A 26,305-nucleotide genomic window follows, 5' to 3' on the forward strand; every position below is an offset into this window, starting at 1 on the left:
GGACTATTTTTGTTTATATTCAGAGGTAATCGTTAATAATGCCTTAGCAAAATGAAGACCCTGCTGAACAGCTGGTTCTTTCATTAATTTAATCACCGTAAAAATCGTCACCGGTGTACGGGCTCTTTCCGCCTCTTTCTTTGCCTTTTGCAATATGGTCCATCCATTTTGAACCTTTTGTTGGATTGGCTCTGTAACTTCTTGCACGCCCTCAAATAAGTAATCCACTGATTCCTTATCATTGGATACCGATAATATAAAATCAATGATCGGTTCTATCAAAGACAAATATTTAACATACTTAGGTAAGCTCTCAACTAGTGAAAAGAAAGCTTCCAAGGAATCTTTATTTAAGATGTAAGGCTGCAAATCTTTTTCCAATCTATCAAATATATACTCCAGAGATTCTTTATCGTTTATGACAGATTGGATAAAGTTTATTGTTCTCTCTAAGGCAGAATATTGATTAACCAGCCCAGGCAGCTTTTCTAATGCATTTATTAAACTACTTTGAATTTCCTTCTGCTTTAATAAAGACAATAGCGGTTCGAGATCAGATAATTGATCAGTTGTTGTTTGCTGCATAATCCTCCTCCAAGACCCTTTAATTTAAATTTTTATAATATCCCTTTAAGCATTCCATTCCAATATAAGATTGGAAGTAACTCTTTCTTTAAAAGATACATACTATACCTTTCTTTAGCTTGATTGAAGGGGAAGGATTCCGTCGGATTAGAGGAATAATCAAACTCAGCTAATATTAGGCTTCCGTATCCAGTTACAATTGGGCATGAAGTATATCCGGTGTACTCTTTCGTACCAGTTTTTCCATTCATTAAATACAACAAATTTTGGACAAGAACGGGCGCTTGTTTTCGGATAGCCGCACCTGTTTTCGAAGTCGGCAAATTCGTACAGTCACCTATTCCAAAGACATTGCCAAATTTCTTATGACGCAATGTGTACTGGTCCACATCGACCCATCCATCATCTGCAGCCAACGGGCTTTTCTTAAGAAAATCAGGAGCACTCATGGGCGGTACTACGTGGATCATATCGTAAGGAATCGTCACATATTCGTTTGTCTCAAGGTCTTTGAATATCGCCTTTTTTTCTTGTCCATTAATCTCTACCAAGTTGCGCTTAAAATGTGTGACGATTCCTTTTCTATCAATCACTTCGTTTAAAGCATCTGCATATTTTTTCACTCCAAAAATACTGGCCCCACCAGAGGCGAAAATGATATCAGAACGGGACCGGACCCCTGATTTTCGAAAATAATCGTCCGCTAGGTACATAATTTTTTGAGGAGCACCTCCGCATTTAACCGGGGTATTCGGGTTAGTAAATACTGCATTTCCGCCGTTAAAGTCACGGATATTTTCCCATGTGCTTTCCACATAGTCGTAAGAATAATTACTGCAAACACCGTTTATGCCTATATTTTCTTTTAAGCCTTTAACTTTATGCCAATCAATTTGAATGCCCGCTGCCACTACTAAATAGTCATAATACAGTTTGTTTCCTGAATCTGTTACGATAAATTGTTCATCTGGGAAAAACTCCTCAACTGCTTCCCTTACCCATACAACACCGTCTGGTATTAAAGATGATTGCTCCCGTTCTGTCACATCTTTTTGAACAGCCCCTCCTCCAACCAGTGTCCATAATGGTTGAAAATAGTGTTTGGTTGCGGGATCAATAATAGCAATTTTTCCTCGAAGAGCACGTGATTCGCGTAAGAGACGCGCTGCCACTGTAATACCTGCACTTCCTCCGCCTACAATGATGACTTTGTAATCTGTCAAATTATTCATATGTACCATCCCCATCCAATCAATTAAGTTATGCAGATTCATCAGCTAAAGGCTTCAGCATTTACAATCATCATATAAATGGCCACCATTATGACAACAGCAGAAAATATATAGTTGAGAGTTTGTCGTTGTTTACTTAAACTCTTTGCTGCCAACGTACCAAATATTCCACCTATAAATCCGCCACCTAAAAGTGCCAGTACTACTAACCAATTTACTAAACCAGAGAAGCTGTAATTTATAGCCGTTGTAAGTCCAAAAGTGCCTACAGAAAAGAGGGATGAACCTATCGCTTCAATCATCAACATATTTGTGGTGGCAATAAGAGACGGAACAACCAAAAACCCCCCGCCAATTCCAAAAAATCCAGATGCTAAACCTACCAGACTTCCAAAAACCGTTAATTTTCTTGCATTATATTTATCCATTCAAATCAGTTCCCTGCATTTTAGAAGCCGTTAACTTCTTCATCGTTTTTTTAGGTAAAATCATTTTAATAGCCATAAAAATCATAAGTAAGGAAAAAAGAAACAGCAGTTGTTTACTCGGAACAAGCTTACCAAGAGTCGATCCAAAAAAAGCGCCAATTGCACCAGGTATGGCAAATACTATTGCCGGCTTCCAATGAACATGACCAGCACGTGCATGCGGTATAAGATTCAAGAAAGCATTAATTGAAACAGCAAAGGCTGTGCTGCCAATGATAATATGCGGATCTTGCACCCCGACTACATAAAGCATAAGAGGAACCGCTAAAATTGAACCGCCGCCACCAATCAAACCCAAAGTGAAGCCAACGATTCCGCCTGAAGCAACAGTGAGAACCCATTGTTCAATTGTCATTCCACATCATTACTCCCTTATAAATTCCACGATGTGTATGTGGGAGTTTCTTTAGCAAATCACAAACACCAAGACCATTCAAATTTGTTCCACCTCCCGTTTTCCCACACCATTTTATATTGCAAGAACTGTGCCAACTTAAAACCCCTATTAATTCAATATCTTTCTTTCCTTCTAACTTTAAAATTTGTCAATTTTGCAACTCCGATTATAAAAATCCACTGTTAACACCTTTTTTTCTCTCTCAAAGTTGATAAAAATTTTCCTATTTTTCAAATAAAACCTTTCCAACAGGACTAATAAATAAACAAAAAACAAATAAGAAATAAAATGAGTATAAAGACCTATTAAGGCAGAGAGTATACCTTGATTTTTTTCACAACAAAAAGGATTGCAAGTTAAAATTTGCAATCCCAGAGTATAACTTATAAAATTTTCAATTCATATCTTTCCAACTTACGATAAAGAGTCGATAAACTAATTTTCAATTCATGAGCTACTTTTTCTTTATCAATTCTACCCTTATCAATCAACAGGTAACTTTGAATAATGGATTTTTCATATTCGGCAACCATTTCCTCTAAACTTAATCCGCCAGTATTTATAGATGTCGTATTTTGGGGATATAAATAATCCGGAAGATCATGAAAATCAAGCACGTTCGATTCAGCCATATTCACCATATATTCAACAACATTTTCTAATTGTCTAATATTACCCGGCCAGTCATATTGTATTAACCATTGCTCTAATAATGGATCCATACTTAAGTACGGGCGATTTAAAATGGAACAATGTTTACAAATGAAATATTGAAGAAAGGATGGAATTTCATCTCGACGATTTTTTAATAACTTTGTATGAAGCGGGATAACATTTATTCGATAGTACAAATCCTCACGAAATGACCCATTTCGAACCATTTCTTCTAAATTGCGGTGTGTAGCTGTTATCACCCTAACATTAATAGACAGTAGTTTGTTTCCTCCGACTCTTTCAATCTCCTTCTCCTGTAACACCCTAAGAAGTTTAGGCTGCAAAGAAAGGGGCAGTTCCCCTATTTCATCAAGAAAGATCGTTCCGTTATTTGCCAGCTCAAACTTCCCTAGTTTTCCTCCTCTATTCGATCCAGTAAAGGCCCCTCCCTCATAGCCGAACAATTCGCTTTCCAGTAAGTTTTCAGGTATAGCTGAACAGTTTACTGCAACAAAAGGATGGTTTTTTCTATCACTTTCAAAATGGATTGCTTTTGCTAATAATTCTTTCCCTGTTCCAGTCCCCCCTCTAATTAAAACATTTGCCGGACTGTTTACTATGCGCTTTGCTCTATGCACTACATCTTGCATGTCCGCGTTTTTGCTAATTATGTTTTCAAAGGTAACGACTTTATTTAACCCTGAAGTATTTTCATATAAATTACATTCTGATTGAAGTTTGTGATTCTGTGAAGCTAACTTACTTTCCAATATCAAACTTAGATGATGTAAAAAGCTCTTAAGCGCTTCAGCATTTCCAATCATTTTTTCCTTTTGTTCAATGGAAAAACCCATAATCCCAATGACTCCTAGAGTTTCATTCCCCTTTACTATGGGATAACCTATGGTTGCTGTCTCCCTGCATTGCTTTAAAAATTTACAGCCTATACATCGAGATTCGTTTTTTATAACATCATAAGTCATTTCGGGGCTGCCTGTCTTCATTACAGCCCGTAACAAGGAGCCATCAGGTGCGGGTTTACCAACTTGATGATGATACTCACCCGTGCCGCTTAGCCGATTACCATTTTTATCAAGTATGGTTACATCAAAACCTAGTACTGCCATAATGTTTTCTGAAAACGTTTGGATGAACTTCTGATTGTAAGTTATACTGGTCACTTTTCTCACCCCTACGAACTTATTGCACCTAAATAACTTATGATTTTCTTACCATGTTCAACAAAACAAACTTGCATTTATCAATTAATTTATAAGTTCAATAAGTAAATCACCTGATTGGATAGCCTCCCCACTTAACACATAAGTATCTCTTACGATTCCGTCAAAGGGTGCTTGGATAGTGGTCTCCATTTTCATGGCTTCTGTGATGATAAGATGATCCCCTTTTGATACTTTTTCTCCTTTTTGAACGAGTACTTTGATGACGGTTCCCGGCATAGTGGCGCCTAAATGTTTTGAATTGGCTGGATCAGCCTTCAGTCTGGATACGACGGTTGTCTTGATGCTTTCATCTTTAATGATGACTTCACGGGACTGCCCATTTAATTCAAAGTACACTGTACGTGTGCCATCTGGTTGAGCTTGTCCAATGGAGACCAGTTTAACCATCAGCGTCTTCCCTTTTTCGATTTCAACCTCGATTTCTTCACCAAGACGCATCCCGTATAAGAAAGTAGGAGTGTCTAATACCGATACATTTCCATATTGTTCAACGATTTTCTGATAGTCCATAAATACCTTCGGATATAACGCATAAGCAATGACTTCATGACTCGTAACGGGACGGTTCATTGTATGATGTAACGTTTGTTCTATTTGGTGGAAATCGATATCCTCTAACAGCTCCCCTGGTCGAACAGTAATAGGTTCTCTTCCTTTTAGAACAATGCGTTGGAGTTCTTTTGGAAAACCTTCATAAGGCTGACCTAAATATCCCTCAAACAGTTCAATCACAGATTCCGGGAAGTCTAGCATTTCGCCGCGCTCGTAAACATCATCTTCCGTCAAGTTGTTTTGGACCATATAAAGGGCCATATCACCAACTACTTTGGAAGAAGGGGTGACTTTGACAAGATCTCCAAATAAGCGATTCACTCTTGAATACATGTCTTTTACTTCATCCCAGCGCCCTTCTAATCCCACTGCTTTTGCCTGTTGCTGAAGATTGCTGTATTGACCGCCGGGCATTTCATGCACGTATACCTCTGTGTGAGGGGCGTTCATTCCGCTTTCAAATGCTTGGTAGTAGGGACGAACGTCTTCCCAATAAGCTGAAAGCTGTTCCAAGCCGCGAATATCAATATTTGGCCTGCGTACATGGCCTTCCAACGCATAATACAGTGAGTTGGCACTTGGCTGTGAAGTTAAACCCGCCATGGAGCTGACGGCGACATCGACAATATCCACGCCTGCCTCGATGGCCTTCGCATACATGAAAATTCCATTACCGCTTGTATCGTGGCTGTGTAAATGAATCGGAATATCCACGGTTTCCTTTAAGGCAGAGATTAACTCATAAGCTGCCTGAGGCTTTAATAATCCAGCCATGTCCTTAATGCCTAAAATGTGAGCACCCGATGCTTCCAGCTCTTTGGCCAGCTGCTTGTAGTAAGTCAAGTCATATTTTCTTCTCGTTGGATCTAAAATGTCTCCTGTATAACACATCGCGGCTTCGGCAATTTTTCCGCTCTCTCTGACCGTATCAATCGCCAGTGTCATGCCCTGTACCCAGTTCAAGCTGTCAAAAATACGGAACACGTCAATACCAGCTTCGGCCGATTCCTTCACGAACGCTTTAATGACATTATCAGGATAGTTTTTGTACCCAACGGCATTGGAGGAACGAAGAAGCATTTGAAATAATACATTGGGCATGTTCTTGCGTAATTGCAACAAACGATCCCACGGGTCTTCGCTTAAAAAGCGATACGCTACATCAAAGGTGGCCCCTCCCCACATTTCTGCCGAGAACAGTTGAGGAATTAAACGTGCCGTCGGCTCCGCAATCTGTACTAAATCACGAGTCCGTATGCGAGTAGCCAATAAGGATTGATGGGCATCGCGGAAGGTTGTATCCGTTAACAGCACTTCTTTTTGTTCCTTGATCCACTTCACAACACCGGCCGCACCTTCTGTATCCAAGATTTGTTTGGTACCGGTTAGAATGGGTTCCGAGAATGTTTGTTTAGGGACAGAAGGTTTCGTAAATACCGGCTTCTTCTTTTTGCCGATGCCGGGGAACCCATTCACGGTCACATTTCCAATATACGTCAGCATTTTAGTACCGCGGTCCTTACTTTTCGGAAATAGAAATAATTCTGGTGTGGTATCAATAAAGGATGTATCATAGTCTCCGTTTAAAAACTTTTCATGCTTGACCACATTTTCGAGGAATGGAATGTTCGTTTTGATGCCGCGAATCCGAAATTCACGAAGGTTTCGTAACATTTTGGATGCCGCTTTCTCAAATGTGCTGGCTGATGTGGTGACTTTAACAAGCAATGAATCATAATAAGGGGTTATCACAGCCCCCTGGAATCCATTTCCAGCATCCAAGCGAACCCCAAACCCGCCGCCTGAGCGGTACGCCATGATTTTCCCTGTATCGGGCATAAAATGATTGAGGGGATCTTCCGTCGTCACGCGAGACTGAATGGCATAACCGTTAATTTGGATGTCTTCTTGAGTAGGAAGACCGATTTCATGACCATGTAGCGAGTAGCCATCCGCAATCAAAATTTGTGACTGAACAATATCAATACCGGTGATCATTTCGGTAATCGTATGTTCGACCTGAACCCGCGGATTCACTTCAATGAAATAAAACGCATCTCCTGAGACTAGGAATTCCACCGTTCCCGCATTTCGATAGTCCACATTTTTCATTAACTGAACAGCCGCTTCACAAATTTGTTGTCGCAGGTTTTCAGATAAGGAAACACTCGGTGCGATTTCGACCACTTTTTGATGACGGCGCTGGATCGAACAGTCACGCTCATATAAATGGACGATGTTGCCGTCTTGATCGCCTAAAATCTGTACTTCAATATGCTTCGGGTTTTCCACGAATTTTTCTACATAGACCTCATCATTCCCAAATGCGGCTTTCGCTTCCGATTTCGCACGTTCATAGGATTCCTTGAGTTCATCGGCACTGCGTACGATCCGCATCCCACGACCGCCTCCGCCTAGTGCAGCTTTAATCATAAGCGGATAACCATAATCTCGACCGAATCTTTCGGCTTCTTCTTGACTGGAAATCGGTCCATCACTTCCCGGGATGACGGGAATATTCGCTCGAACGGCTTGATGGCGAGCCTTTACTTTATCGCCAAACATATCTAAATGCTTCGATTTCGGTCCAATAAAGATAATCTCTTCTTCTTCACAACGTTTAGCGAATTCAATGTTTTCCGATAAAAATCCATAACCTGGATGAATGGCATCTACCCCATGTGTTTTGGCCAGTTCAATGATTCCTTCAATGTCTAAATAAGCTTCAATAGGCTTTTTCCCTTTTCCTATTAAATACGCTTCATCCGCTTTATAGCGATGAAAAGATGCTGAATCTTCATTGGAATAAATAGCCACTGTCCGAATATTCAGTTCTGTACAAGCACGAAAAATACGAATAGCAATTTCCCCTCGGTTTGCCACTAACACTTTGTTAATCTTTTTCATTACAATACTCATGACGTTTGCCCCTCTCGTATATTAAAAGCTAAATAAATTTATAGTTAATTATTTTATATAAGGCCCCTTCCTGAGAATGATTCCATTAAAGAAACTTTTAGCCTCTTCATAGCTCTCCTGAAGTTTTGTGCCAGAATCCTTTTGTCTACGTTTTCTCCCTTAATTACGTTGGCATTCCTAGTATATTTCTTTTTTGTATTTCTTCCTCTAACAAAAAAATAAAATGAAAATCAAGCTTTAATTCCTTTGCTTTTACATAACTATCGAGTAACATTTGATTATTTAAACGTTTAATCATCATTAGCCTCCTTATGAGCAGTTACACTGAAAGATATGTTTTTCGAAATTGTTACCCGCAAATATGGTCCAATTGGCTATGGTACGTCTGTAGATGAAATGGCTTTTTTTCATGCTTTATAACTCTCCTTTTTATCTGCAATATTTATTACTTTAATCCTAACTACGCCACTATTTTTTCAACTTCGTAAAAACACAGAAAATTAAAAGTTGTTAAACAGTTTTTGGTAATAAAAACTTATCACTGTTATAATAAATTGTCAACGTGATAATTTATTATAAAAAAATCACTTTTCTATAATCTGACTGGATAGATTCCAAGTTTTTAATATGCAAGCTTACACTTGGCTCGGAAAGCCTCAGTTTTTCCCCACTTTCATAAAATTCTATTTTTCCGCTAAGGTAATAACGGTACGTAATGTATCTGGATTCATAACGACCACTCTCTAATCATTAATATTTTTAATTATAAGTATCAATAATCTATATTTCACTTAATGATTGAACTAATATATAGTAAACAAACGAGAAATACTGTGATAAATACAAGGAGATGTAGTCGTTATGCCACAATTTTTATTTAAAGCAATCATTCTCGCATTTGCCTCTGCCATTCAAGGAGCGGCCATGTCTATTTTCTTATTCCCTCATTGCATTCCATCCGGCGGCGCTGCCGGAATAGGTGTGTTGTTAAATCACGTTTGGGCTGTGCCGCATGCAACGAGCATTTGGTTATTAAATGTAGTGATGGTCATTTTAGCCGTCAAATGGCTTGGAAAAAGCAACGCGGTGTGGACGATTTTTTGTGTCGGCGCAGCTGCCTTCACTATCCATTCACTTTCTCCATACATTCATCATCCGATTGAAAATGTATGGATCGATTTAGTAATTGGAGCCCTTTTATTCGGTTTTAGTGTGGGAATTTTATTTAAAATGGGGGCTTCTTCAGGAGGAATGGATATTTTAGCTCTTATTATTTCATCTTTTATAAAGCGACCTCCCGGAAGCATATTATTTTGGATTAATAGTTTGATATTACTTGTTGCCGGTGTCGTAATCGATTGGAAAGTGATCATGTATGCCCTGATTTGCCAATGGATTGGAACAAGGTTGATTGATATCATCGGAAAGGGAACGGTTTCTATTCCTGTACTAAAAAAATAAACATACTTTCTACAAAAAACATTCCTAATGTAGGATAAATCAGAATATGCAGCTAAGATAACAGCGTTTTATTTTTTTTCGACTGTAAATTTAGCCATAAGAAAAACACCGAAATTGTTAGATGTTGTCTAACAATTTCGGTGCCGTTGCATACAATCTTTCTATTTTAAAGCTTACATTTTCATTTACCTTGCCTCTGTAATACTGATCATGATAGACGTCGTAGTTTAAAGTGTGGAAATGACTTTATACCTTGCACTTCATCATCAACCTTTTCTTCGACTTCGAATACCCATTTCGATAATTCTAGAAATTATACGGAAACCTTTGGGGTAAGTAAGAAAAGAACAAGCTGGACCAAAAACTAACTACCCATAATTTTTCCATTTGCAGCAATGACATCTTTATACCAGAAGAATGACTTTTTCTTTTTGCGTTCAAGTGTCCCGCTGCCATCATCATGTTTGTCAACATAAATGTAACCGTAACGTTTAGAAAACTCGCCTGATGAAGCACTGACCAAATCAATGCAGCCCCAGCTTGTATAGCCCATTAATTTAACACCATCTTCTATCGCTTCACCCATTGCTTGAATGTGATTGCGAAGAAAATCAATACGATAGTCATCATTGATCGAGCCGTCCTCTTCTACTTTGTCATGGGCTCCTAATCCATTCTCTACAACGAATAGCGGCACCTGATAGCGTTCATACAATTGGTTTAAGCTAATACGTAATCCCATCGGGTCAATCTCCCAACCCCAATCACTTGCCTTTAAAAAAGGATTCTTCACTCCCCCGATTAGGTTTCCTTGTGCATTTTCTAAATCTGACTTCGCTTTTTTCTCTGTTCGAGACATATAATAGCTAAATCCAATATAATCAACCGTCCCCTCTTTGATTAAGTCCAAATCACCGTCCTGAATGTCTAATTCAATCTTATGTTCCTTAAAATAACGTTTAATAAATGCAGGGTATTCACCTCTTACCTGAACATCTGCACAAAAATAGTTAAACATACGTTCTTCTTGCAGGGCATACATCACATTTTCCGGATTGGAGTCGTATGAATAAACGGGTGCATATAAGATCATACAACCAATTTGAGCCCCTGGAATGATTTCATGACAAGCTTTTACCGCAATCGCACTGGCCACAAATTGATGATGGAATGCCTGGAAAGTTGGTTTGTATTTGTCTTCTTCTTTTTGAATCGCAAACCCAAGACCTTGGATCGGCATAATAAAACCACTATTGATTTCATTGAAGGTCATCCAATATTTCACTTTGTTTTTATAACGTTGGAAGATTGCCTTCACATATCGTTCAAAGAAGACCACCACTTCGCGATTTCTCCAGCCGCCGTACTCCTTCACAAGATTTAACGGCATTTCATAGTGAGAAATGGTTACAACCGGTTCGATTCCATGTTTGTGCAATTCATCAAACACACGATCATAGAATGCCAAGCCTTCTTCATTGGCTTCTAATTCATTTCCATTTGGGAAAATTCTTGTCCAAGCAATGGACATACGGAAAACTTTGAAACCCATTTCTGCAAATAACGCAATATCTTCCTTATAACGATGATAGAAATCAATCGCTTCATGATTCGGATAATATTTCTCTGGATCAATTTCAAAATTAAAACCCGGGGATTGTAAAATACTAAGTCTTTCCATCCCCCCTGGCAGAACATCGGCAATATTTAATCCTTTATTCCCTTCATGAAAGCCGCCTTCTATTTGATTGGCAGCTGTCGCTCCACCCCATAAAAACCCTTCAGGAAATTGATATGTTTTCATTCGATTCCCTCCCAATCTTTTTAACCCTACTCATTAGCATTTGTTTGTTATTTCAAATTTACAACTTATTCTTCATCAAGAAATGAAAGTGACTACAAAGAAATCATAACGGCACTTAACAAGGTAGTAAATAAGGAAAGTAAATCTAGTTTTTTATAACAAGGGAAGTCATTTGTTTCATCTATGTAACACAGTGTGTCTTACAGGGGCGTTGTGTTAAAATAAGGCTATCGAGGTTTTTACAGACGTAAAATACCTTATTTATAATAGAAGGAGAATCCTGTTTATATGTTTTCCAACGACATCATCGCTTCTTTCAATGAGCTAGAAATGTCTTTATATAACTATATTTCTCACAACAGTGATAAAGTCGCTTATATGCGTATTCGCGAACTGGCAGATGAAACCCACGTATCTACAGCGACCATTTTACGTTTTTGTCGAAAACTCAATTGTGAAGGTTTTTCCGAATTTAAAGTAAAACTGAAGATGCATTTAGAAGAGAATAAGAAGACGTTGATAAAAAGTTCCCAACATTCAGTCGTAGAGTTTTTTGAGCGGACGTTAACAGGTGATTTAGAAGACAAAATCCGAAACGCTGCAAGTCTAGTGAATCAAGCAGATAATGTGATTTTTATTGGGATTGGAAGCTCAGGCATTCTTGCCGAATATGGTGCGAGATATTTCTCAAGCTTAGGTAAATTTTCGATGTATATTAAAGACCCTCACTTTCCAATTCACTCAAAACTCATGCTTAATAGTGTCACCATTGCGTTATCTGTCTCAGGAGAAAATCATTTTACCGTCACCCATCTTCATCAACTTAAACAAGAAGGAAGTAAAATCATTAGTATTACAAACACTAAACTCTCAACCATTGCCAAAATCTCGGATATCAACATTCCCTATTATGTAACGGAAGAGTTTTTTGAAAAAGCTAATATTACCACACAAGTACCTGTTGTTTATATTCTAGAATCTATGGCTCGTGAAATTTATAAGCTGAATCAATAGGCTAGTATTTGGCCATGTCAAATATTCTAAATCCATTCATATAGTCCACTTGTACCGCCCGTTTAACAAGAAAATCAACAAACAGAACCAAGCCAAAAAGAGCATGCACCATGATTGCTTGTGCATGCTCCCTTTTTTTATCCCACATTAACGGACCAGTAAAACTCCCGCATGGAATTTCCTTTATGATGGTACCTCTGCTTCTTCTATGATTTCGGCTTCGATTTTAGCCGGAAACACTTCAATTCGTTTAATATGATGATCTTCGATTTCAAGCACTTTAAATTCATATCCGCCAAAGGCTAATGATTCGCCTTTTTCTAAATCAAAGTTTTGGGTAAGCATCCAGCCACCGATCGTATCCATATCTTCCTCTTCAATCTCTGTTCCCAATAAGTCGTTCACTTCGTCAATTAACACTTTTGAGTCAAAGATATAGTGGTTTTCCTTTACCTTTTGAACCTCGGATACTTCATCAGTATCGAACTCATCGCGGATGTCCCCCACGATTTCCTCAAGGATATCCTCAACGGTTACAAGTCCGGCCGTACCGCCGTACTCATCCATCAAGATGGCCATATGAATGCGATCCTTCTGGAATTTAAGCAATAAATCATGGATCGGTATCGATTCAATGACTTGAATAATCGGCTTCGTATACGATTCCACCGTCATTTGCTTGATATCCTTTCCATGCACGTAATCCGTCAGCACTTCCTTCAAATTGACTAATCCGAAGATTTGGTCTTTATTTCCTTCTAATACAACCGGATAACGCGTATATTTTTCAACCTTCGCGACATTCAAGAAGTCTTCAATCGTATCGTCTTTCGATATGCTCACAATTTCCGTACGGGGCACCATAATTTCTTTCGCGATGCGATCGTCAAATTCGAAAATATTATTCACATATTTAAATTCCGATTGATTGATTTCTCCGCTTTCATAGCTCTCAGAAAGAATGATACGCAGTTCCTCTTCACTGTGGGCCAGCTCATGTTCCGACGCCGGCTTAAGACCAAATAAGCCTGTAAACGCACGGGCGGAACCATTTAATACCCAAATAAACGGGTACATGATTTTATAGAATAAAATGATCGGGCGGGCAAACAGAAGTGTAACGGTTTCCGCCTTTTGAATCGCCAATGTTTTTGGAGCCAACTCCCCCACTACTACGTGCAGAAAAGTGACCGATACAAAGGCAATCACGAAAGAAAGAATGCTGACAACAGACCCGCCTAATTCGAGTCGTTCAAACAATGGATGCAATAATCGTTCAACGGTCGGTTCTCCCAACCAGCCCAATCCGAGGGCTGTTACCGTAATACCCAATTGGCAGGCAGATAAATATTCATCCAAATTGGAAATGACTTTTTTGGCGGCAATGGCATTCTTATTTCCTTCGGCCACCAATTGGTCAATGCGTGTACTGCGAATTTTGACGACGGCAAACTCCGTTGCCACAAAAAATCCCGTCATAGCGATTAAAACTGCGATTAATACTAAGTTAACTATGTCCAAATATGATCCTTAACCCGTTTTTAACGAAACGAGCAAGGAAACACCTCCTAATAAATAAAAAATGATGAACACCTTTACGGTTCTTTTTGTATCGTTAGCAAAAAACAGCTCATTCTTTTACTGTAAATTATGCCCATATGGATCATCCAAATGCCTTTAGGATCGAAAAATCTTTTTTTATTTTTTAACCTAACAGCGTGACCAATGAATGAATCAATGTCATACTCTCCGGTGAAAGACGCTTGAGAATCAGCTTTTTTTCATCGTCCTCGAGCTTTTCCATCAATGGCAGCAAATCTTCTACGTTTTCTTTTAAACATTTCATCTGATCTGCCACATCACTTGCTTGGCGGCCGATATCAGGCTGCTTCACCTGTTTTCTTGTTACGAGTGCTTCTTTAATTTCCTCTAAGGATAACTTTTGCTGCTTGCTCATTTCTATGAATCTCAAATCATGTAACACTTCATGAGAATAATAGCGATAATTAGAAGCAGTACGTTCTGCTTTAAGCAGCCCCAAATTCGTATAGTAATCAATCGTGCGTTTTGTTACATTCGCCATCTCTGCAAGCTCGCCAATCCGGTATCTCCCAGCCCCATCGAACCACCTCCTTTAAATTAAGTAAAGCATAACGTGATGGTTTAGTCAAAATTCATCCTAATGATTGTTTTACGTTTTAAGATTCGAAAAGGTTTCATTTTTTTTTTGCAATCTGTAAATTTGCTATTATTCTACTTTTTGTTAGTGTCGTAAAAGATTTTCATAAACAAAACAATATTCTTTCATCTTGAATGCACCCGAAGATTTTAAAAAAATAAGACACGGGCGTTCGCCCATGTCTTATTTTTAAAACCCGATGGAGATATATTTCACTTCCAAATATTCTTCAATTCCGTAATGTCCGCCTTCTCGTCCGAGGCCGCTTTCTTTGAAGCCGCCAAACGGCGCTTGGGCGACAGATGGCAGTCCGTCGTTTAGTCCGACAATTCCATATTCAAGCCCCTCTGAAATTTGGATCGCTTCACTGATGTTTTCGCTGAATACATATGCCGCCAAGCCGTATGGCGTGTTGTTGGCACGCTCGATCACTTCTTCGGTTGTTTTGAATGTGGTAATCGGTGCAACCGGGCCGAACGTTTCTTCATTCATGCAAAGCATGTCATCCGTTACATTCGTCAACACGGTCGGTTCAATGAAAAATCCTTCTTTGTCTTCCAACTTGCGGCCGCCAATGACAATCTTTGCCCCTTTTTCTGTCGCATCTTTCAATTGTGCCGCCACTTTCTCCACTGCACGTTCGTCGATTAATGGACCGATGTCGACACCTTCTTCCAATCCGTTTCCGACTTTGAACTCGGCAACTGCTTTTGTGAAGGCATCAACGAAAGAATCGACCACAGATTCATGTACATACACACGGTTTGCACATACGCACGTTTGGCCGGCATTACGGTATTTCGACCCGATCAGTCCTTTCGCCGCTTTTTCGATATCGGCATTTGCTGTCACGATAAACGGCGCATGCCCTCCAAGCTCAAGCGACACTTTTTTCACCGTATCTGCCGCTTGGCGCATAAGCAGCTTCCCGACTTCCGTCGAGCCCGTAAATGAAATCTTCCGGACACGTCCATCTTTCATCCACGTTTCGCCGATTGCCTTTGCATCCCCTGTCACAATATTGATGACCCCTTTTGGAATGCCCGCTTCTTCTGCCAGTTCCACTAATCTGAATGCTGTCAAAGGCGTAAGTTCAGCAGGCTTGATAACAGCCGTACATCCAGCTGCCAATGCCGGAGCCACTTTTCTCGTAATCATCGCGGCCGGGAAATTCCAAGGAGTGATGGCAGCCATAACACCAACGGGCTGCTTTTGGACAAGGAGACGCTTTTTCGGATCGGAAGCCGGAATGGTTTCCCCGTAAATGCGTTTTCCCTCCTCTGCGTACCACGAAATGAAGCTGTTTGCGTAATTGACTTCGCCAATGGCTTCTTTTAATGGCTTTCCTTGTTCTTTCGTCATCAGCTCTCCAATCTCTTCTTTCGCTTCATCGATGAGCTGATACCACTTCATTAAAAGAGTACCGCGTTCTGCCGCCGTTTTTTTCGACCAAGTCTTGAACGCTTCATGCGCTGCATCCACTGCTTGTTCCGCTTCTTTCGCCCCGCCGTAAGGAACCGATGCGAACACTTCCTTTGTCGCAGGGTTGAGAACATCGATTTTCTCGTTTGTGTCTACCCACTCTCCATTAATATACATTCTCCACTGCTTCATGTTATGCACTCCCCTTTGCCTTATGTAATTTGCTGTCTTTACTTTCTATATGTCCATTATACTTTCCTCTGTTCATTTGATAGAAGAAATATGCTCCGATGGCTGTCCACCCTGCCACCATGACCCACTCATACGGCCAAATTAGCGCAGCGGGCATGCCCGGCATGTATAACACGATAAAGCCAAGGCTTAATACAAGGGCAACCCACCCCATTGCATTTCCTTTTCCCGCTTTGAATGGACGGTTCATATTCGGTTCTTTTTTACGTAAAATGATGAATGACAGCGCCACTAAAAAGTAAGCGATTACAATCCCTAATCCCCCTGCATCGACGATCCATACTAATGCGGGTCTTCCCAATAATGGAGCGAGTGCCGCTAATGTCCCGAGGAACAGAACTGCATTAGAGGGCGTTTTATACTTCGGATGCAAATGAGCGAACCATTTCGGAAGCATGCCTGAAATGGCCATCGCGTAAATAACGCGGCTCCCTCCAATGATAAAGGCATTCCAGCTTGTGACAATCCCGCAAATTCCACCGAATATTAAAATATTTGCGAAAATTTTAGAGCCAAAAACAGCTGCCATCGCATCAGCCGTGGCTAATTGCGTTACACTCAATGCTTCTTTGCTTAATGCCATGGATACACCAAACGCGATCGCCAAGTAAAAAATAACCGCACATCCAACAGAAAAAATAAGAATTTTTCCGATATCTCTTGCCGGAATGTCGGCTTCCTCCGCCACCTGTGGAATAACATCAAATCCGACAAACAAGAATGGGACCATGATCAGTACCGCCATCACACCGCCTGCCCCGCCTTCAAAAAAAGGCTGAAGGTTTTTCGTTTCCCCGTTTGTCACCGAGCCAAATATAAGCAGCAATCCAATTCCTACAATCGCAATCGTTAATACAACCTGCATGAAAGCAGCCGGCTTCAATCCAAAATAGTTGAGAGCCGTCAGCAATACAGCCCCGACAGAACCGATCAATACCCATGTAAGATAAACATCCCAGCCGCCAATTGTCCATAAATAACCAGCCTGATAGTTCGGGATTAAATAATCGATAACCGTCGGCAAGGCAACCGCTTCAAAGGTCACAACCGACACGTAGCCGAGCGTAATCGCCCACGAAACGACAAATGCGGCTTTATGCCCCATTGCCCGCTCCACATAATGATGCTCTCCGCCTACTGCCGGCATGGCAGAGGCAAGTTCCGCATACGTTAATCCGACAAATGTGACAAGAAGCCCTCCGATGACAAAAGCAATTAAAGCTCCCATCGAGCCGGCTGATGTAATCCAATTTCCGGATAACACGACCCAGCCCCATCCAAGCATCGCTCCAATCGATAAAAATAAAACATCAACCTTCGATAAAACCTTTTTTAACTCTTTCTCTTCTCCCTTCATCCCCTTCAACCCTTTCGATGTATTTTCTCACTTTCCTCATGGCTGACGATTGGCTGATTCCAAGTACTTCCGCGACTTTATAAGTAGACTCATATTGTTCATACGCTTGCTGAACGACTCTTTTCTCCACGTCTTCCAAAATCTCGGGAAGCGTATTCCCTTTTCTCACAAGGTCGGTTTCTATCATTTCCGGCGGCAGATCTTCTATCGTGACAATCTGATCGTTTGTAACGACAAGACGCTCGACCATATTTTCCAGCTCACGGATATTTCCTTTCCACTCATGATGAATGAATGCTTCAAGCACTTTTGGCGAGAAACGGACCTCTTGGTCATACAGCTTGTTGAAATGATCCAAAAAATGATAGACAAGCGGCACGATGTCCTCTTTTCGTTCCCTTAGAGGCGGAATATGAATGGGTACGACATTTAAACGGTAATATAAGTCACGGCGAAACGTTCCTTCCTCTGCCATTTTTGCTAAATTTTTATTCGTTGCCGCAATAATCCGGATGTCAAGCGAAATCGGTTTTTGCCCTCCGACAGGCCGGATTTGCTTTTCCTGCAATACGTGCAGAAGCTTGCTTTGCGCTTGCAGGGACAATTCCCCGATTTCATCCAAAAACAGCGTTCCTCCATTGGACAGTTCAATCAATCCTTTTTTTCCTTCACGGAAAGCGCCGGTAAATGTTCCGCCTTCATAGCCGAACAACTCTGACTCAATCAGCTGCTCAGGCAAGGCAGCACAGTTAATATCATTAAAAACACGGTCTCTGCGTGGACTTAATTGATGAATGGCACGAACGATTTTGCTTTTGCCGACACCCGTTTCTCCTAAAAGCAAGACCGTCGTGTTCACTTTCGCGACTTTTCTTACGGTCGATAGAACGCGTTCCATGCTTGCACTTTTGGAAATGAGCCCTTCCACTTCCAGCGGCTCGTTCCATTCTTTTTTATAGGAAGCCAGTTGGTCTTCCATTTCTTCAATTTTATGCCGTAAATGCATCAGTTCGGTCAAGTCGCGCGAATAACTGATGACGCTTTTTAATTCACCATGTTCATTAAACACCGGCTGCGTACGGACATGGAGATATCGTCCTGAATTCGTCGTTTGAAATAATTCGATCGGCTGTTTCTTTTCAATCACCTTTAATGTGGCGGACGGGTAAAAGATTCCCATCTTCTCTAAATCTTTTACATGTTTACCTATTAAATGGCTTGAAGGCATGCCATAGTTTCTTTCACATGCCGAATTTACAAGAACGACGATTCCATCCGCATTCGATAAAAAAATTTCATCAAACGACGATTCAAAAATGTCGAGTAATTCTTCTGCAACAGGACCTAATGATGGATTCATAACAAGCTTCCTCCCGAACATAATATCCCTCCTATTATATCAGAAAATGCTTTCACGAGAGAGAAGCTTGTCAGCTTTTGTCACATCATTTAAATGGCGGCCATTTGCTCAGCAATCGCAGCTTTCATCGATTCTTCAATAATGGTTAATCCCTCTTCCAACTGCTCGTCTGTAATAACAAGCGGCATTAAAATACGAAGAACGTTTCCAAACGCTCCGGCGCTTAACAATAGCAGCCCGCGCTGGTTTGCTTGTTGGACAATGCGGTTCGTCAATTCTTTGTTTGGTTCTTTTGTTTCCAGGTCTTTTACAAGCTCCATCGCACACATGGAACCGAGGCCGCGCACATCCCCTACAACATCATATTTGTCTTGTAATTGACGGAAACGGTTCATCACCACTTCTCCCAGTTTTTCACCGCGTTCGTTCAAGTTTTCTTCTTCGATAATATCCAGCACCGCGAGTGCCGCTGCACATCCAAGTGGACTTCCGCTGTATGTGCCCCCTAATTCCCCTGGAGCTGCGGCATCCATGATTTCTTTTCTTCCAATTACTCCGCTTATCGGTACACCCGCCCCCATCGATTTTGATACGGTAATAAGATCCGGCACCACTTCAAAATGTTCAATTCCGAAATAACGGCCTGTTCGTCCGAAACCTGCTTGGATTTCATCTGATACAAATAAGATGCCGTGCTTTTGACATTCTTCGTATACGGCTTGAACGAATTGCTTAGATGGAACGATGAAGCCTCCTTCTCCTTGCACCGGCTCCATGACGACCGCTGCAATCGTTTCTGGAGCTACCTCATTTATGAACAGCTCACGGAACTGTTGGATGATGCTTTCTTCATACTCCGCTTCAGATAAACTCCCAGGACGGCGGTATGTGTATGGATACGGCGCTTTATAAACTTCTGGCGCAAACGGCCCGAATTCGAATTTATACGGCTTCACTTTGCTTGTCATCGTCATTGTCATTAGCGTCCGGCCGTGGAAGCCTCGCGTAAAGGAAATGATTCCCGGGCGCTTTGTATATTTACGGGCAATTTTCACGGCATTTTCGACCGCTTCCGCTCCGCTGTTCAATAAAATGACTTGCTTTTTATGGTCTCCCGGTGCGATTGCTGCTAATTTTTCCGCCAATTCGATATATGGTTCATACATCACGACATTAAAGCCTGTATGAATATATTGATCCACTTGTTCGTGTAAGGCTTGTTTTACTTTCGGATGGCAATGGCCGACGTTAATCGTTCCAATCGCCCCCGCAAAGTCAATAAAAGAATTTCCATCTACATCATGAACGATCGCCCCATCAGCGGATTGAACGAATGTTTGAATTCCGTTGCTGACACCTCTAGGAACGATACGATTGCGTCTTTCCAATAACTTCTCTGCTTTACTTCCTGGTAGATTGGTTTTTACATTGGCAAATTTTTGATTCATCATACATCTTCCTTCCTCTCATTGGGTGTTCACTTTTTTATAGATGCAAGATGCGTGCCAACTTCTAATCGTTCATAAAAAAGCCATTTTCCTATGTATTCATCTGTAATTCCAAGTCACTATCGACTTATGTAAGTCTATAGTGACTTGTTTTCGTGTCGTATAAAGCGAACCATCCACCAACCTGGGAAGTTCTGTCCTTTTTATAGGAATTAATTAAAAAAGTGATAAAACAAGTTTAAAAACAGAAAATAAGGGTAAGGAGAAATTTATATACCATTCCCCGTTTAGATAAAATGAACCATCCAAAAGCGCCTCCCCGGGCGGAGCCAAAACAAATATAGCCAATTTTTACATTTTCAACTATCATTAATAGGACGATTATCTTTTTACATAGATTTTAACGGAAAGGGTAGAGTGATGGTATGACACAGCAATTTGACAATCAAGCTTCCATCAAGGTAAATAATTCTACTTTTGCATGGGATATAGAAAAGGGGCTGTTTCAATTTGAAGGAGCAGATGTGATGCTTTTTTGGGTTGAATCTGCTTTAAAAACTTTGTTTGATACCATTGAAGAAATTTCAGGCCCTGCACAAGCCGACTTGGTGTTTGAAACGGCTGGTTACCGTACCGGTGAAATTGTCAGCTCTTTTTATAAAGACCAAAAGGGCCAATTGGCCAATATTTTAGAAGTGCTGCCGAACATTTATGTGTCAGCAGGCTGGGGAAAAACTACCATTTCCTATGATGAGGAGACTCAAACAGCCATTGTTCGAATCGAGAACGGCTGGGAAGATAAAGTGAGTAAAGCCCGAAACCAAATGAAGCAAGGAACGTTTTTATTAGGACATTGGGCAGGCGTATTTTCAGGTCTTCTCGGTCGCCCCATGTGGTATGAGTTAATATCGAGCCAGCTTCTTGGCGATTCCCGGCTGGAAATAAAAATTGCCCCGTCTTCCATCACACCTGCCCAAAATATTCGGGAAGCCGTTCGACGGGAAGAAGAAATACAAATTGAGCGTCTGCAGCAGATGATTGCCGAACAAACAAATGAATTGCAGGCACTGTTAAAAGAAATTTCTTCCCCGCTCATCCCTGTGGCCGATGGTGTCATTGTCATTCCATTAATCGGAAAATATGAGGCCTGCCGCGCACAAGAGCTTATCGACAAAACCCTGCATTCCTTGCCCACTTACAAGGCAAACTATTTAATTTTAGATTTAACGGCGATATCGGATGTAGATGATTTTATGGTTTCAACCATCAATCATCTCGTGCAGGCAACCCGATTACTCGGCATCACTACCATTTTGACTGGAATCTCTCCGCAATTAAGTATGAAAATGATCGAATCGAGATTTGACCTGGGAGAAATCAAATGCTTTACTTCCCTTAAACACGGTATTTATTACACATTCGCCCAAAACAATATGATGATTTTACGGAAGAATCAATAACTTATACATAAGAAAACGATTTGGAATTCGTTTATATTCCAAATCGTTTTTTATTAACTCCGTTATTTTAGGCTTTTTACATAAAACGTGCGTGTTCTCGGCCCGTCAAACTCGCAAAAATAAATACCCTGCCATGTTCCAAGGAGCAGTTTGCCCTTTGTGACAATGACATGCTGGGAAGCTCCAACCGTACTTGCTTTCATGTGAGCCGCCGTATTTCCTTCCATATGGCGGTCGAGTTCATGATGCCACGGATATACTTCATCAAAACGGCGAATCATATCTTTTTTTACATCCGGATCAGCGTTTTCGTTAATTGTAATACCAGCCGTTGTATGGGGGCAATACACGATGACCGCTCCTTCTTCCATCTCATTTTCATGGACGAAAGACTGCACCTGTTCTGTTACATCAATCATTTGGTCTCGATTGTTCGTTTGCAAGGTAAATCGTTTCAACATCGTCTTCTCCCTTTCATTCTATCTTTACCTCTACTTTATCCGCTGCATTATAGCCATAACCCTTCCGGTTCCAGAAGGCTTTTATTGGCTGCACTCTCCCTGCCCTATCGGAAGCCCTTGATAGAATCGTATATTTCCCTTTTTTGTTCGCTTTCCACTCATACGACCATGGTATCCAGGAATAGCGGCTCATGGGCAGATCCATATGTGCTTCCTTCCATGTTACACCATCACGGAGACTGACCTCAACCTTTTGAATCGCCCCTTTCCCCGTCCAAGCGATTCCCTGAATCATGTGAACTCCTTCTTGTAAGATTTCCATGTTCAAAGGCTGTTGGATGGTTGAATTGACGTTCATGATTGTGACCGGGTATTTTCCATTATCATTTTTTGGATGGGGTTCTTCTATTTAGTCTGACTGATAATCTGTATAACTTATTACTAAGTTAAAAATATAACTGAATAGCGAAGGCGACAATTCACATTTGTAACCAGCTAATCAGTCAGTAGTATCTATTGAATTTATTTTTTTCCCAATCGCTTCATGATACTCTGATTCAAATCTTCACGATACTTGGCGACATAGGTTTTAGCGTTTGCCACTAGTTCGTCGGCAAAGGACGCCACGTCGGCCCCAGTGATTTCCAGCACTTGTCTACCTTCCGCCGCACCGGCTTCGAACAACTCGATTAATTCATACTGTATGTGCAGCATATCCATCCCGTTGCCCGCTGAGAAATTCCACATGTAGTTTTGAATTTTCTTAAATACAAACTGGTAGTCCTCTGGCAAGGCTTCAACCCGTGCCATCATCATCTTGTACTCTTTTTTATCACCAATTATTTTTTTGAACATTTCCATCATGTTATTTTTCCTCCTTTTTTTATAAAGCTGAACAAGACACTCCAAAAATATCGGACGGAATATCTTATGAAGCTAGATTGACTTCAAGACGTTAATTTTCGATGATAAAAAATCCCATTTTTCCCAAAATAATTCAAGTTCCTGGCGGCCAGCCTCATTAAGTGAGTAAAACTTGCGGGGCGGCCCCATATCTGACGGTTTCTTTTCTATGTTCACAAGTTTTTTCTTTTCTAATCGCACGAGGATGGTATAGACCGTCCCTTCCACGACCTCCGTAAACCCAAGCTCGTTCAGGCGGCGAGTAATCTCGTAGCCATAGGTTTCATGGCGGCTGATGATTTCCAGCACGCAGCCTTCCAGCGAACCCTTCAGCATTTCAGTTAAATTTTCCATGTTCAGATCCTCCTCTACCCCCTCTATTTTGTCTGACTTATATTCAGTATAACAGAGTACTGAGGGAATTTTTACTGAATAGCTTTTGAGAAAAAACGCTATTCAGTATTGCTTATTACATGTACATTGTAACACCGAGTAGCGGAGGGTGTCAACTGGAACCATCCAATGAACTCGATACGGCTTGGGAAAAAACGCTAAAAGCTTCAACTGCCAAAGAAAAAGAAAACATATTTCACAGATATATACGATCATCTACTTAAGCTGGCTGAAAGCATCGAGTCTAATCGCGAGTTAACAACGGATATTCGAGACAGTTACATATCTTTAAATTCCAATCGCATGAATATGACATTAACCGTCATTACGACTATCTTTATGCCCCTAATTATAGCTGGTATTTATGGTATGAATTTTGAGCATATGCCTGAATTAACATGGCGTTACGGATATTTCATCGTTCTAGAAATTATGGCTGTCATGGGTCTATCTATGTTTTTTTGGTTTAAAGCAAGGGCTGGTTTAAACATAATTAAGAGGACGACTCAACAAGTCTCATAAGGAAAAAGACCGAGGAACCCCCGGTCTTGCGTTTTTCTTAGTAATACGGCGATATCATTAAATAGACGAGAACACCGGTAAAGCTGACATAGAGCCAAATCGGCATGCTCCATCGGACGATTTTACGATGTTTTTCTACTTGATTGGTCATACCCCAAATAAGCGAAAATAATGCAAGCGGGACGATGATGGCCGCTAATACACTATGAGTAATTAAAATGAAGAAATAAACGGATCGTAAAAATCCTTCTCCGCCATAACGCGTCGTTTCAACGGATAAATAATGGTAAGAAAGATAAGATACGCAAAACAGCAGCGTCGTCGTAAAAGCAGCAAAGATGAAGCGCTTATGGACGATAATGTTTTTCTTTTTAATCGCATATAAAGCCGCACATAAAAAGATGAATGTAAAGCTGTTCAATACCGCGTTTATTCTTGGAAAGATCGTCAAATCAAACGTGACTTCCCCACGATAACCGATCGGCGAAAAAAACAATAATAGAATGATAGCATTGACGACAATGGAAAGGCCTACGACAAGAGGCGTGTAGTTGCGATTATTTTTAGATGTATGAATCGTGTTGTTCATAGGAAACCTCCTTTAAATTCTCTTGAAAAATTCACATACCTCCACTATAGTTTGTTCACCATTATTAAACAATGACTTTGCCTCATTTGAGCTAAAATGTTCACAATCTCATCTTATCCAGGGCGAAAGTTTTCATCATTCTTTGTTTTGGGCTTTTTTCAAACAAAAATCATATACTTTATGCCACCAAGACTTCTTGTCTTCTGCATGGTATGCCGCTTTCTCTCTAACTTCTTTGTCCATTGTATGACGCATAAAAAACTCCCACATGATTCGACTCGCATCGGGCCCCTTCGAATCAGTGTAGCTGCCTTTGGGACTCCCGCCTGGCCACGCATGTCCCATACCGGCTACAATGAATTTTTCCATGATGGCTTTGCCGTCATCATTTTCATAAATATAGTGTTGATACTCCCGCCCCCCTGGCACATGCCCTGTTATGATATGATCCGCCTGATCATCCATCCAGCCTGTCAATCGCCCATCCTGTGCCAAATCGTTCGTGACCGCCCATTGGGTAGTGAGTTGATCCGCGTTTTTTAGCGCCACTGTCTCATCGCGGTCTCCATGAAACACGATAACAGGCATGACAGCGGCATGCGGCCCCATTTCTTCATACGCCTTCCTTCCTTGCCGGACGGGATTTGGTCCCCCTTTCGCCATCGCCGCATAAGCCCCCATCACATGGTGTGCCGCTTTATACTCAAGACCTGCACATACACCGATTCCGGCAAACAAATCCGGATACGTGACTCCTAAAATCACGCTCATGGCCCCTCCTGCTGAAAGCCCCGCCGCAAATACGCATTTTTCATCAATAGAATAACCATCCTTAATTTTCTCTATCATTCCTGCAATAACAGATGGTTCTCCTTTTCCTCTTTTTTGATGAGTCGCTCGAAACCAATTCCAGCATGCATTATAATTGGCCGCCTTGGACTGCTCTGGATATAAGACAATAAAGTTGTTCTCTTCGGCCAACTCGTTCATTCCTGTGCCGACAGCAAAATCATCAGCATTTTGTGTACACCCATGGAGCATGACCACTAAAGGAACAGGACATTTTTGATCATACCCGCTCGGAACATACCATTTATAACCCTTCCCCCGGTAAGAACCATGAAGGAACTTTCCAGATACGCAATCGCTAGAAGTCAAAATCCCTAATCCCTCCTTAAAAAACTCCTCCTAACATAGTATTCTACTACTACCGGATCAAAACTTCCTTCCCCATTAAATTCTTTTTTAATAAGACTGCCCATTATAATGACACGTTTTAACACCGTTTCCCGCGACAAGATTCGTTCTATTAATATCGTAACCTACACCATTGTTTCTGTGAATCCAGGACTGACTTATTGGTAACTTGATTAAAATCTTGCCAAACAATATTTCTCCCTGCTAAATTACACAACCTTGCTTGGTCGCTCCGAAAATGGATTTACTATACCCTTACCCTATATATATTCTACTTAATAACTCGACATATCTTCATTCCATCGAGAAGCATCACAATCGGTGATCCGGACAACTTGAATTTCCTAAATCGATCTATATAGATTCAATGAATATTTTCGAAATGAAAATTAAATAATATGGAAAAACAAGT

At 40.8% G+C, this 26,305-nt stretch carries 23 protein-coding genes and 1 pseudogene; 4 read left to right on the forward strand and 20 right to left on the reverse strand.

Going from position 1 to position 26,305, the window contains the following annotated elements; translation table 11 throughout:
* Positions 1 to 3: 3 nt before the first annotated feature.
* From BK575_RS15040 to sda, 7 genes are all read right to left on the reverse strand, one after another.
* Entirely contained in the window at positions 4 to 585 is a 582-nt protein-coding gene (locus BK575_RS15040; protein ID WP_078411186.1) for a hypothetical protein, read from the reverse strand.
* Positions 586 to 617: 32 nt separating this feature from the next.
* Positions 618 to 1,817, reverse strand: a complete 1,200-nt coding sequence (locus BK575_RS15045) for an FAD/NAD(P)-binding oxidoreductase (protein WP_078411188.1) — start codon at positions 1,815 to 1,817, stop codon at positions 618 to 620.
* 41 nt (positions 1,818 to 1,858) lie between these two features.
* On the reverse strand, positions 1,859 to 2,245 hold the full coding sequence (locus BK575_RS29390) for a TSUP family transporter (protein ID WP_268877735.1): 387 nt from the start codon (positions 2,243 to 2,245) through the stop codon (positions 1,859 to 1,861).
* Positions 2,238 to 2,660 (reverse strand): sulfite exporter TauE/SafE family protein, encoded by a 423-nt coding sequence (locus BK575_RS29395; protein ID WP_268877736.1) that lies wholly within the window; start codon positions 2,658 to 2,660, stop codon positions 2,238 to 2,240. Before BK575_RS29395 ends, BK575_RS29390 begins: the two co-directional genes overlap by 8 nt.
* 425 nt (positions 2,661 to 3,085) lie before the next feature.
* The gene (locus tag BK575_RS15055; RefSeq protein ID WP_078411190.1) at positions 3,086 to 4,537 is read right to left on the reverse strand and encodes a sigma-54 interaction domain-containing protein; all 1,452 of its coding nucleotides are present in this window, start codon (positions 4,535 to 4,537) and stop codon (positions 3,086 to 3,088) included.
* 84 nt (positions 4,538 to 4,621) lie between these two features.
* A complete protein-coding gene (pyc, locus tag BK575_RS15060; protein WP_078414804.1) occupies positions 4,622 to 8,059 on the reverse strand; it encodes a pyruvate carboxylase in 3,438 nt (1,145 codons plus the stop codon).
* A 175-nt stretch (positions 8,060 to 8,234) separates the two neighbouring features.
* Positions 8,235 to 8,372: a sporulation histidine kinase inhibitor Sda gene (gene sda / locus BK575_RS15065; RefSeq protein ID WP_078411192.1), complete on the reverse strand. Its 138-nt coding sequence runs from the start codon at positions 8,370 to 8,372 to the stop codon at positions 8,235 to 8,237.
* A 560-nt stretch (positions 8,373 to 8,932) separates the two neighbouring features.
* On the opposite strand from sda, the gene BK575_RS15070 reads away from it, so the two are divergent.
* A complete protein-coding gene (locus BK575_RS15070; RefSeq protein WP_078411194.1) occupies positions 8,933 to 9,532 on the forward strand; it encodes a YitT family protein in 600 nt (199 codons plus the stop codon).
* A gap of 364 nt (positions 9,533 to 9,896) precedes the next feature.
* Here the strand turns inward: BK575_RS15070 and BK575_RS15075 are convergent, their stop codons facing one another.
* Entirely contained in the window at positions 9,897 to 11,336 is a 1,440-nt protein-coding gene (locus tag BK575_RS15075) for a glycoside hydrolase family 1 protein (RefSeq protein WP_078411196.1), read from the reverse strand.
* Between the two features lie 288 nt (positions 11,337 to 11,624).
* On the opposite strand from BK575_RS15075, the gene BK575_RS15080 reads away from it, so the two are divergent.
* Positions 11,625 to 12,350 carry a MurR/RpiR family transcriptional regulator gene (locus BK575_RS15080; RefSeq protein WP_078411198.1) on the forward strand — a complete coding sequence of 242 codons (726 nt, stop codon included), beginning with the start codon at positions 11,625 to 11,627 and terminating at the stop codon, positions 12,348 to 12,350.
* A gap of 183 nt (positions 12,351 to 12,533) precedes the next feature.
* On the opposite strand, the gene BK575_RS15085 is transcribed toward BK575_RS15080, so the two are convergent.
* From BK575_RS15085 to gabT, 6 genes are all read right to left on the reverse strand, one after another.
* Positions 12,534 to 13,871: a hemolysin family protein gene (locus BK575_RS15085; protein WP_078411200.1), complete on the reverse strand. Its 1,338-nt coding sequence runs from the start codon at positions 13,869 to 13,871 to the stop codon at positions 12,534 to 12,536.
* Between the two features lie 184 nt (positions 13,872 to 14,055).
* Complete coding sequence (locus tag BK575_RS15090; RefSeq protein WP_268877761.1) at positions 14,056 to 14,451, reverse strand: MerR family transcriptional regulator; 396 nt, start codon at positions 14,449 to 14,451, stop codon at positions 14,056 to 14,058.
* Between the two features lie 267 nt (positions 14,452 to 14,718).
* Positions 14,719 to 16,128 (reverse strand): NAD-dependent succinate-semialdehyde dehydrogenase, encoded by a 1,410-nt coding sequence (locus BK575_RS15095; RefSeq protein WP_169908025.1) that lies wholly within the window; start codon positions 16,126 to 16,128, stop codon positions 14,719 to 14,721.
* Positions 16,129 to 16,144: 16 nt separating this feature from the next.
* On the reverse strand, positions 16,145 to 17,560 hold the full coding sequence (locus BK575_RS15100) for an APC family permease (protein ID WP_078411206.1): 1,416 nt from the start codon (positions 17,558 to 17,560) through the stop codon (positions 16,145 to 16,147).
* Positions 17,514 to 18,920: a sigma-54 interaction domain-containing protein gene (locus BK575_RS15105; RefSeq protein WP_078414805.1), complete on the reverse strand. Its 1,407-nt coding sequence runs from the start codon at positions 18,918 to 18,920 to the stop codon at positions 17,514 to 17,516. The genes BK575_RS15100 and BK575_RS15105 overlap by 47 nt, the downstream gene beginning before the upstream one ends.
* A gap of 89 nt (positions 18,921 to 19,009) precedes the next feature.
* Positions 19,010 to 20,371, reverse strand: coding sequence for a 4-aminobutyrate--2-oxoglutarate transaminase (gabT, locus tag BK575_RS15110; protein WP_078411208.1), 1,362 nt, complete (start codon positions 20,369 to 20,371; stop codon positions 19,010 to 19,012).
* Between the two features lie 422 nt (positions 20,372 to 20,793).
* Here gabT and BK575_RS15115 point away from each other — a divergent pair, with 422 nt between their 5' ends.
* Positions 20,794 to 21,828 carry an STAS domain-containing protein gene (locus BK575_RS15115; protein WP_078411210.1) on the forward strand — a complete coding sequence of 345 codons (1,035 nt, stop codon included), beginning with the start codon at positions 20,794 to 20,796 and terminating at the stop codon, positions 21,826 to 21,828.
* A gap of 62 nt (positions 21,829 to 21,890) precedes the next feature.
* On the opposite strand, the gene BK575_RS15120 is transcribed toward BK575_RS15115, so the two are convergent.
* The 4 genes from BK575_RS15120 to BK575_RS15135 form a co-directional block, all read right to left on the reverse strand.
* Complete coding sequence (locus tag BK575_RS15120) at positions 21,891 to 22,289, reverse strand: secondary thiamine-phosphate synthase enzyme YjbQ (RefSeq protein ID WP_078411212.1); 399 nt, start codon at positions 22,287 to 22,289, stop codon at positions 21,891 to 21,893.
* A 13-nt stretch (positions 22,290 to 22,302) separates the two neighbouring features.
* A complete protein-coding gene (locus BK575_RS15125; RefSeq protein ID WP_328589553.1) occupies positions 22,303 to 22,698 on the reverse strand; it encodes a molybdopterin-binding protein in 396 nt (131 codons plus the stop codon).
* 113 nt (positions 22,699 to 22,811) lie between these two features.
* Positions 22,812 to 23,153, reverse strand: coding sequence for a DUF1048 domain-containing protein (locus BK575_RS15130; protein WP_078411216.1), 342 nt, complete (start codon positions 23,151 to 23,153; stop codon positions 22,812 to 22,814).
* Between the two features lie 72 nt (positions 23,154 to 23,225).
* Positions 23,226 to 23,546, reverse strand: a complete 321-nt coding sequence (locus BK575_RS15135) for a PadR family transcriptional regulator (protein ID WP_078411218.1) — start codon at positions 23,544 to 23,546, stop codon at positions 23,226 to 23,228.
* Positions 23,547 to 23,762: 216 nt separating this feature from the next.
* Between BK575_RS15135 and BK575_RS15140 the strand changes: the two are divergent.
* Positions 23,763 to 24,107 (forward strand): annotated as a pseudogene (locus BK575_RS15140) (CorA family divalent cation transporter); the annotation flags it as partial.
* 37 nt (positions 24,108 to 24,144) lie between these two features.
* Here the strand turns inward: BK575_RS15140 and BK575_RS15145 are convergent.
* Together BK575_RS15145 and BK575_RS15150 are read right to left on the reverse strand one after the other, a co-directional pair.
* The gene (locus tag BK575_RS15145) at positions 24,145 to 24,696 is read right to left on the reverse strand and encodes a DUF420 domain-containing protein (RefSeq protein WP_078411222.1); all 552 of its coding nucleotides are present in this window, start codon (positions 24,694 to 24,696) and stop codon (positions 24,145 to 24,147) included.
* Positions 24,697 to 24,831: 135 nt separating this feature from the next.
* Positions 24,832 to 25,854, reverse strand: a complete 1,023-nt coding sequence (locus BK575_RS15150; RefSeq protein ID WP_235867393.1) for an extracellular catalytic domain type 1 short-chain-length polyhydroxyalkanoate depolymerase — start codon at positions 25,852 to 25,854, stop codon at positions 24,832 to 24,834.
* Between the last annotated feature and the right edge of the window lie 451 nt (positions 25,855 to 26,305).

The organism is Priestia abyssalis (genome assembly GCF_002019595.1).
GTDB classification, from domain to species: domain Bacteria; phylum Bacillota; class Bacilli; order Bacillales; family Bacillaceae_H; genus Bacillus_BA; species Bacillus_BA abyssalis.

What these genes read in the sequence shown, in the direction of transcription:
- BK575_RS29390 (WP_268877735.1), bottom strand. Translation starts at nt 2,245, where the DNA reads ATGGATAAATATAATGCAAGAAAATTAACGGTTTTTGGAAGTCTGGTA.
- BK575_RS15080 (WP_078411198.1), top strand. Translation starts at nt 11,625, where the DNA reads ATGTTTTCCAACGACATCATCGCTTCTTTCAATGAGCTAGAAATGTCT.
- BK575_RS15070 (WP_078411194.1), top strand. Translation starts at nt 8,933, where the DNA reads ATGCCACAATTTTTATTTAAAGCAATCATTCTCGCATTTGCCTCTGCC.
- BK575_RS15105 (WP_078414805.1), bottom strand. Translation starts at nt 18,920, where the DNA reads ATGAATCCATCATTAGGTCCTGTTGCAGAAGAATTACTCGACATTTTT.
- BK575_RS15130 (WP_078411216.1), bottom strand. Translation starts at nt 23,153, where the DNA reads ATGATGGAAATGTTCAAAAAAATAATTGGTGATAAAAAAGAGTACAAG.
- BK575_RS15040 (WP_078411186.1), bottom strand. Translation starts at nt 585, where the DNA reads ATGCAGCAAACAACAACTGATCAATTATCTGATCTCGAACCGCTATTG.
- BK575_RS15095 (WP_169908025.1), bottom strand. Translation starts at nt 16,128, where the DNA reads ATGTATATTAATGGAGAGTGGGTAGACACAAACGAGAAAATCGATGTT.
- BK575_RS15135 (WP_078411218.1), bottom strand. Translation starts at nt 23,546, where the DNA reads ATGGAAAATTTAACTGAAATGCTGAAGGGTTCGCTGGAAGGCTGCGTG.
- BK575_RS15045 (WP_078411188.1), bottom strand. Translation starts at nt 1,817, where the DNA reads ATGAATAATTTGACAGATTACAAAGTCATCATTGTAGGCGGAGGAAGT.
- pyc (WP_078414804.1), bottom strand. Translation starts at nt 8,059, where the DNA reads ATGAAAAAGATTAACAAAGTGTTAGTGGCAAACCGAGGGGAAATTGCT.
- BK575_RS15100 (WP_078411206.1), bottom strand. Translation starts at nt 17,560, where the DNA reads ATGAAGGGAGAAGAGAAAGAGTTAAAAAAGGTTTTATCGAAGGTTGAT.
- BK575_RS15075 (WP_078411196.1), bottom strand. Translation starts at nt 11,336, where the DNA reads ATGAAAACATATCAATTTCCTGAAGGGTTTTTATGGGGTGGAGCGACA.
- gabT (WP_078411208.1), bottom strand. Translation starts at nt 20,371, where the DNA reads ATGATGAATCAAAAATTTGCCAATGTAAAAACCAATCTACCAGGAAGT.
- sda (WP_078411192.1), bottom strand. Translation starts at nt 8,372, where the DNA reads ATGATGATTAAACGTTTAAATAATCAAATGTTACTCGATAGTTATGTA.
- BK575_RS15145 (WP_078411222.1), bottom strand. Translation starts at nt 24,696, where the DNA reads ATGAACAACACGATTCATACATCTAAAAATAATCGCAACTACACGCCT.
- BK575_RS15115 (WP_078411210.1), top strand. Translation starts at nt 20,794, where the DNA reads ATGACACAGCAATTTGACAATCAAGCTTCCATCAAGGTAAATAATTCT.
- BK575_RS29395 (WP_268877736.1), bottom strand. Translation starts at nt 2,660, where the DNA reads ATGACAATTGAACAATGGGTTCTCACTGTTGCTTCAGGCGGAATCGTT.
- BK575_RS15120 (WP_078411212.1), bottom strand. Translation starts at nt 22,289, where the DNA reads ATGTTGAAACGATTTACCTTGCAAACGAACAATCGAGACCAAATGATT.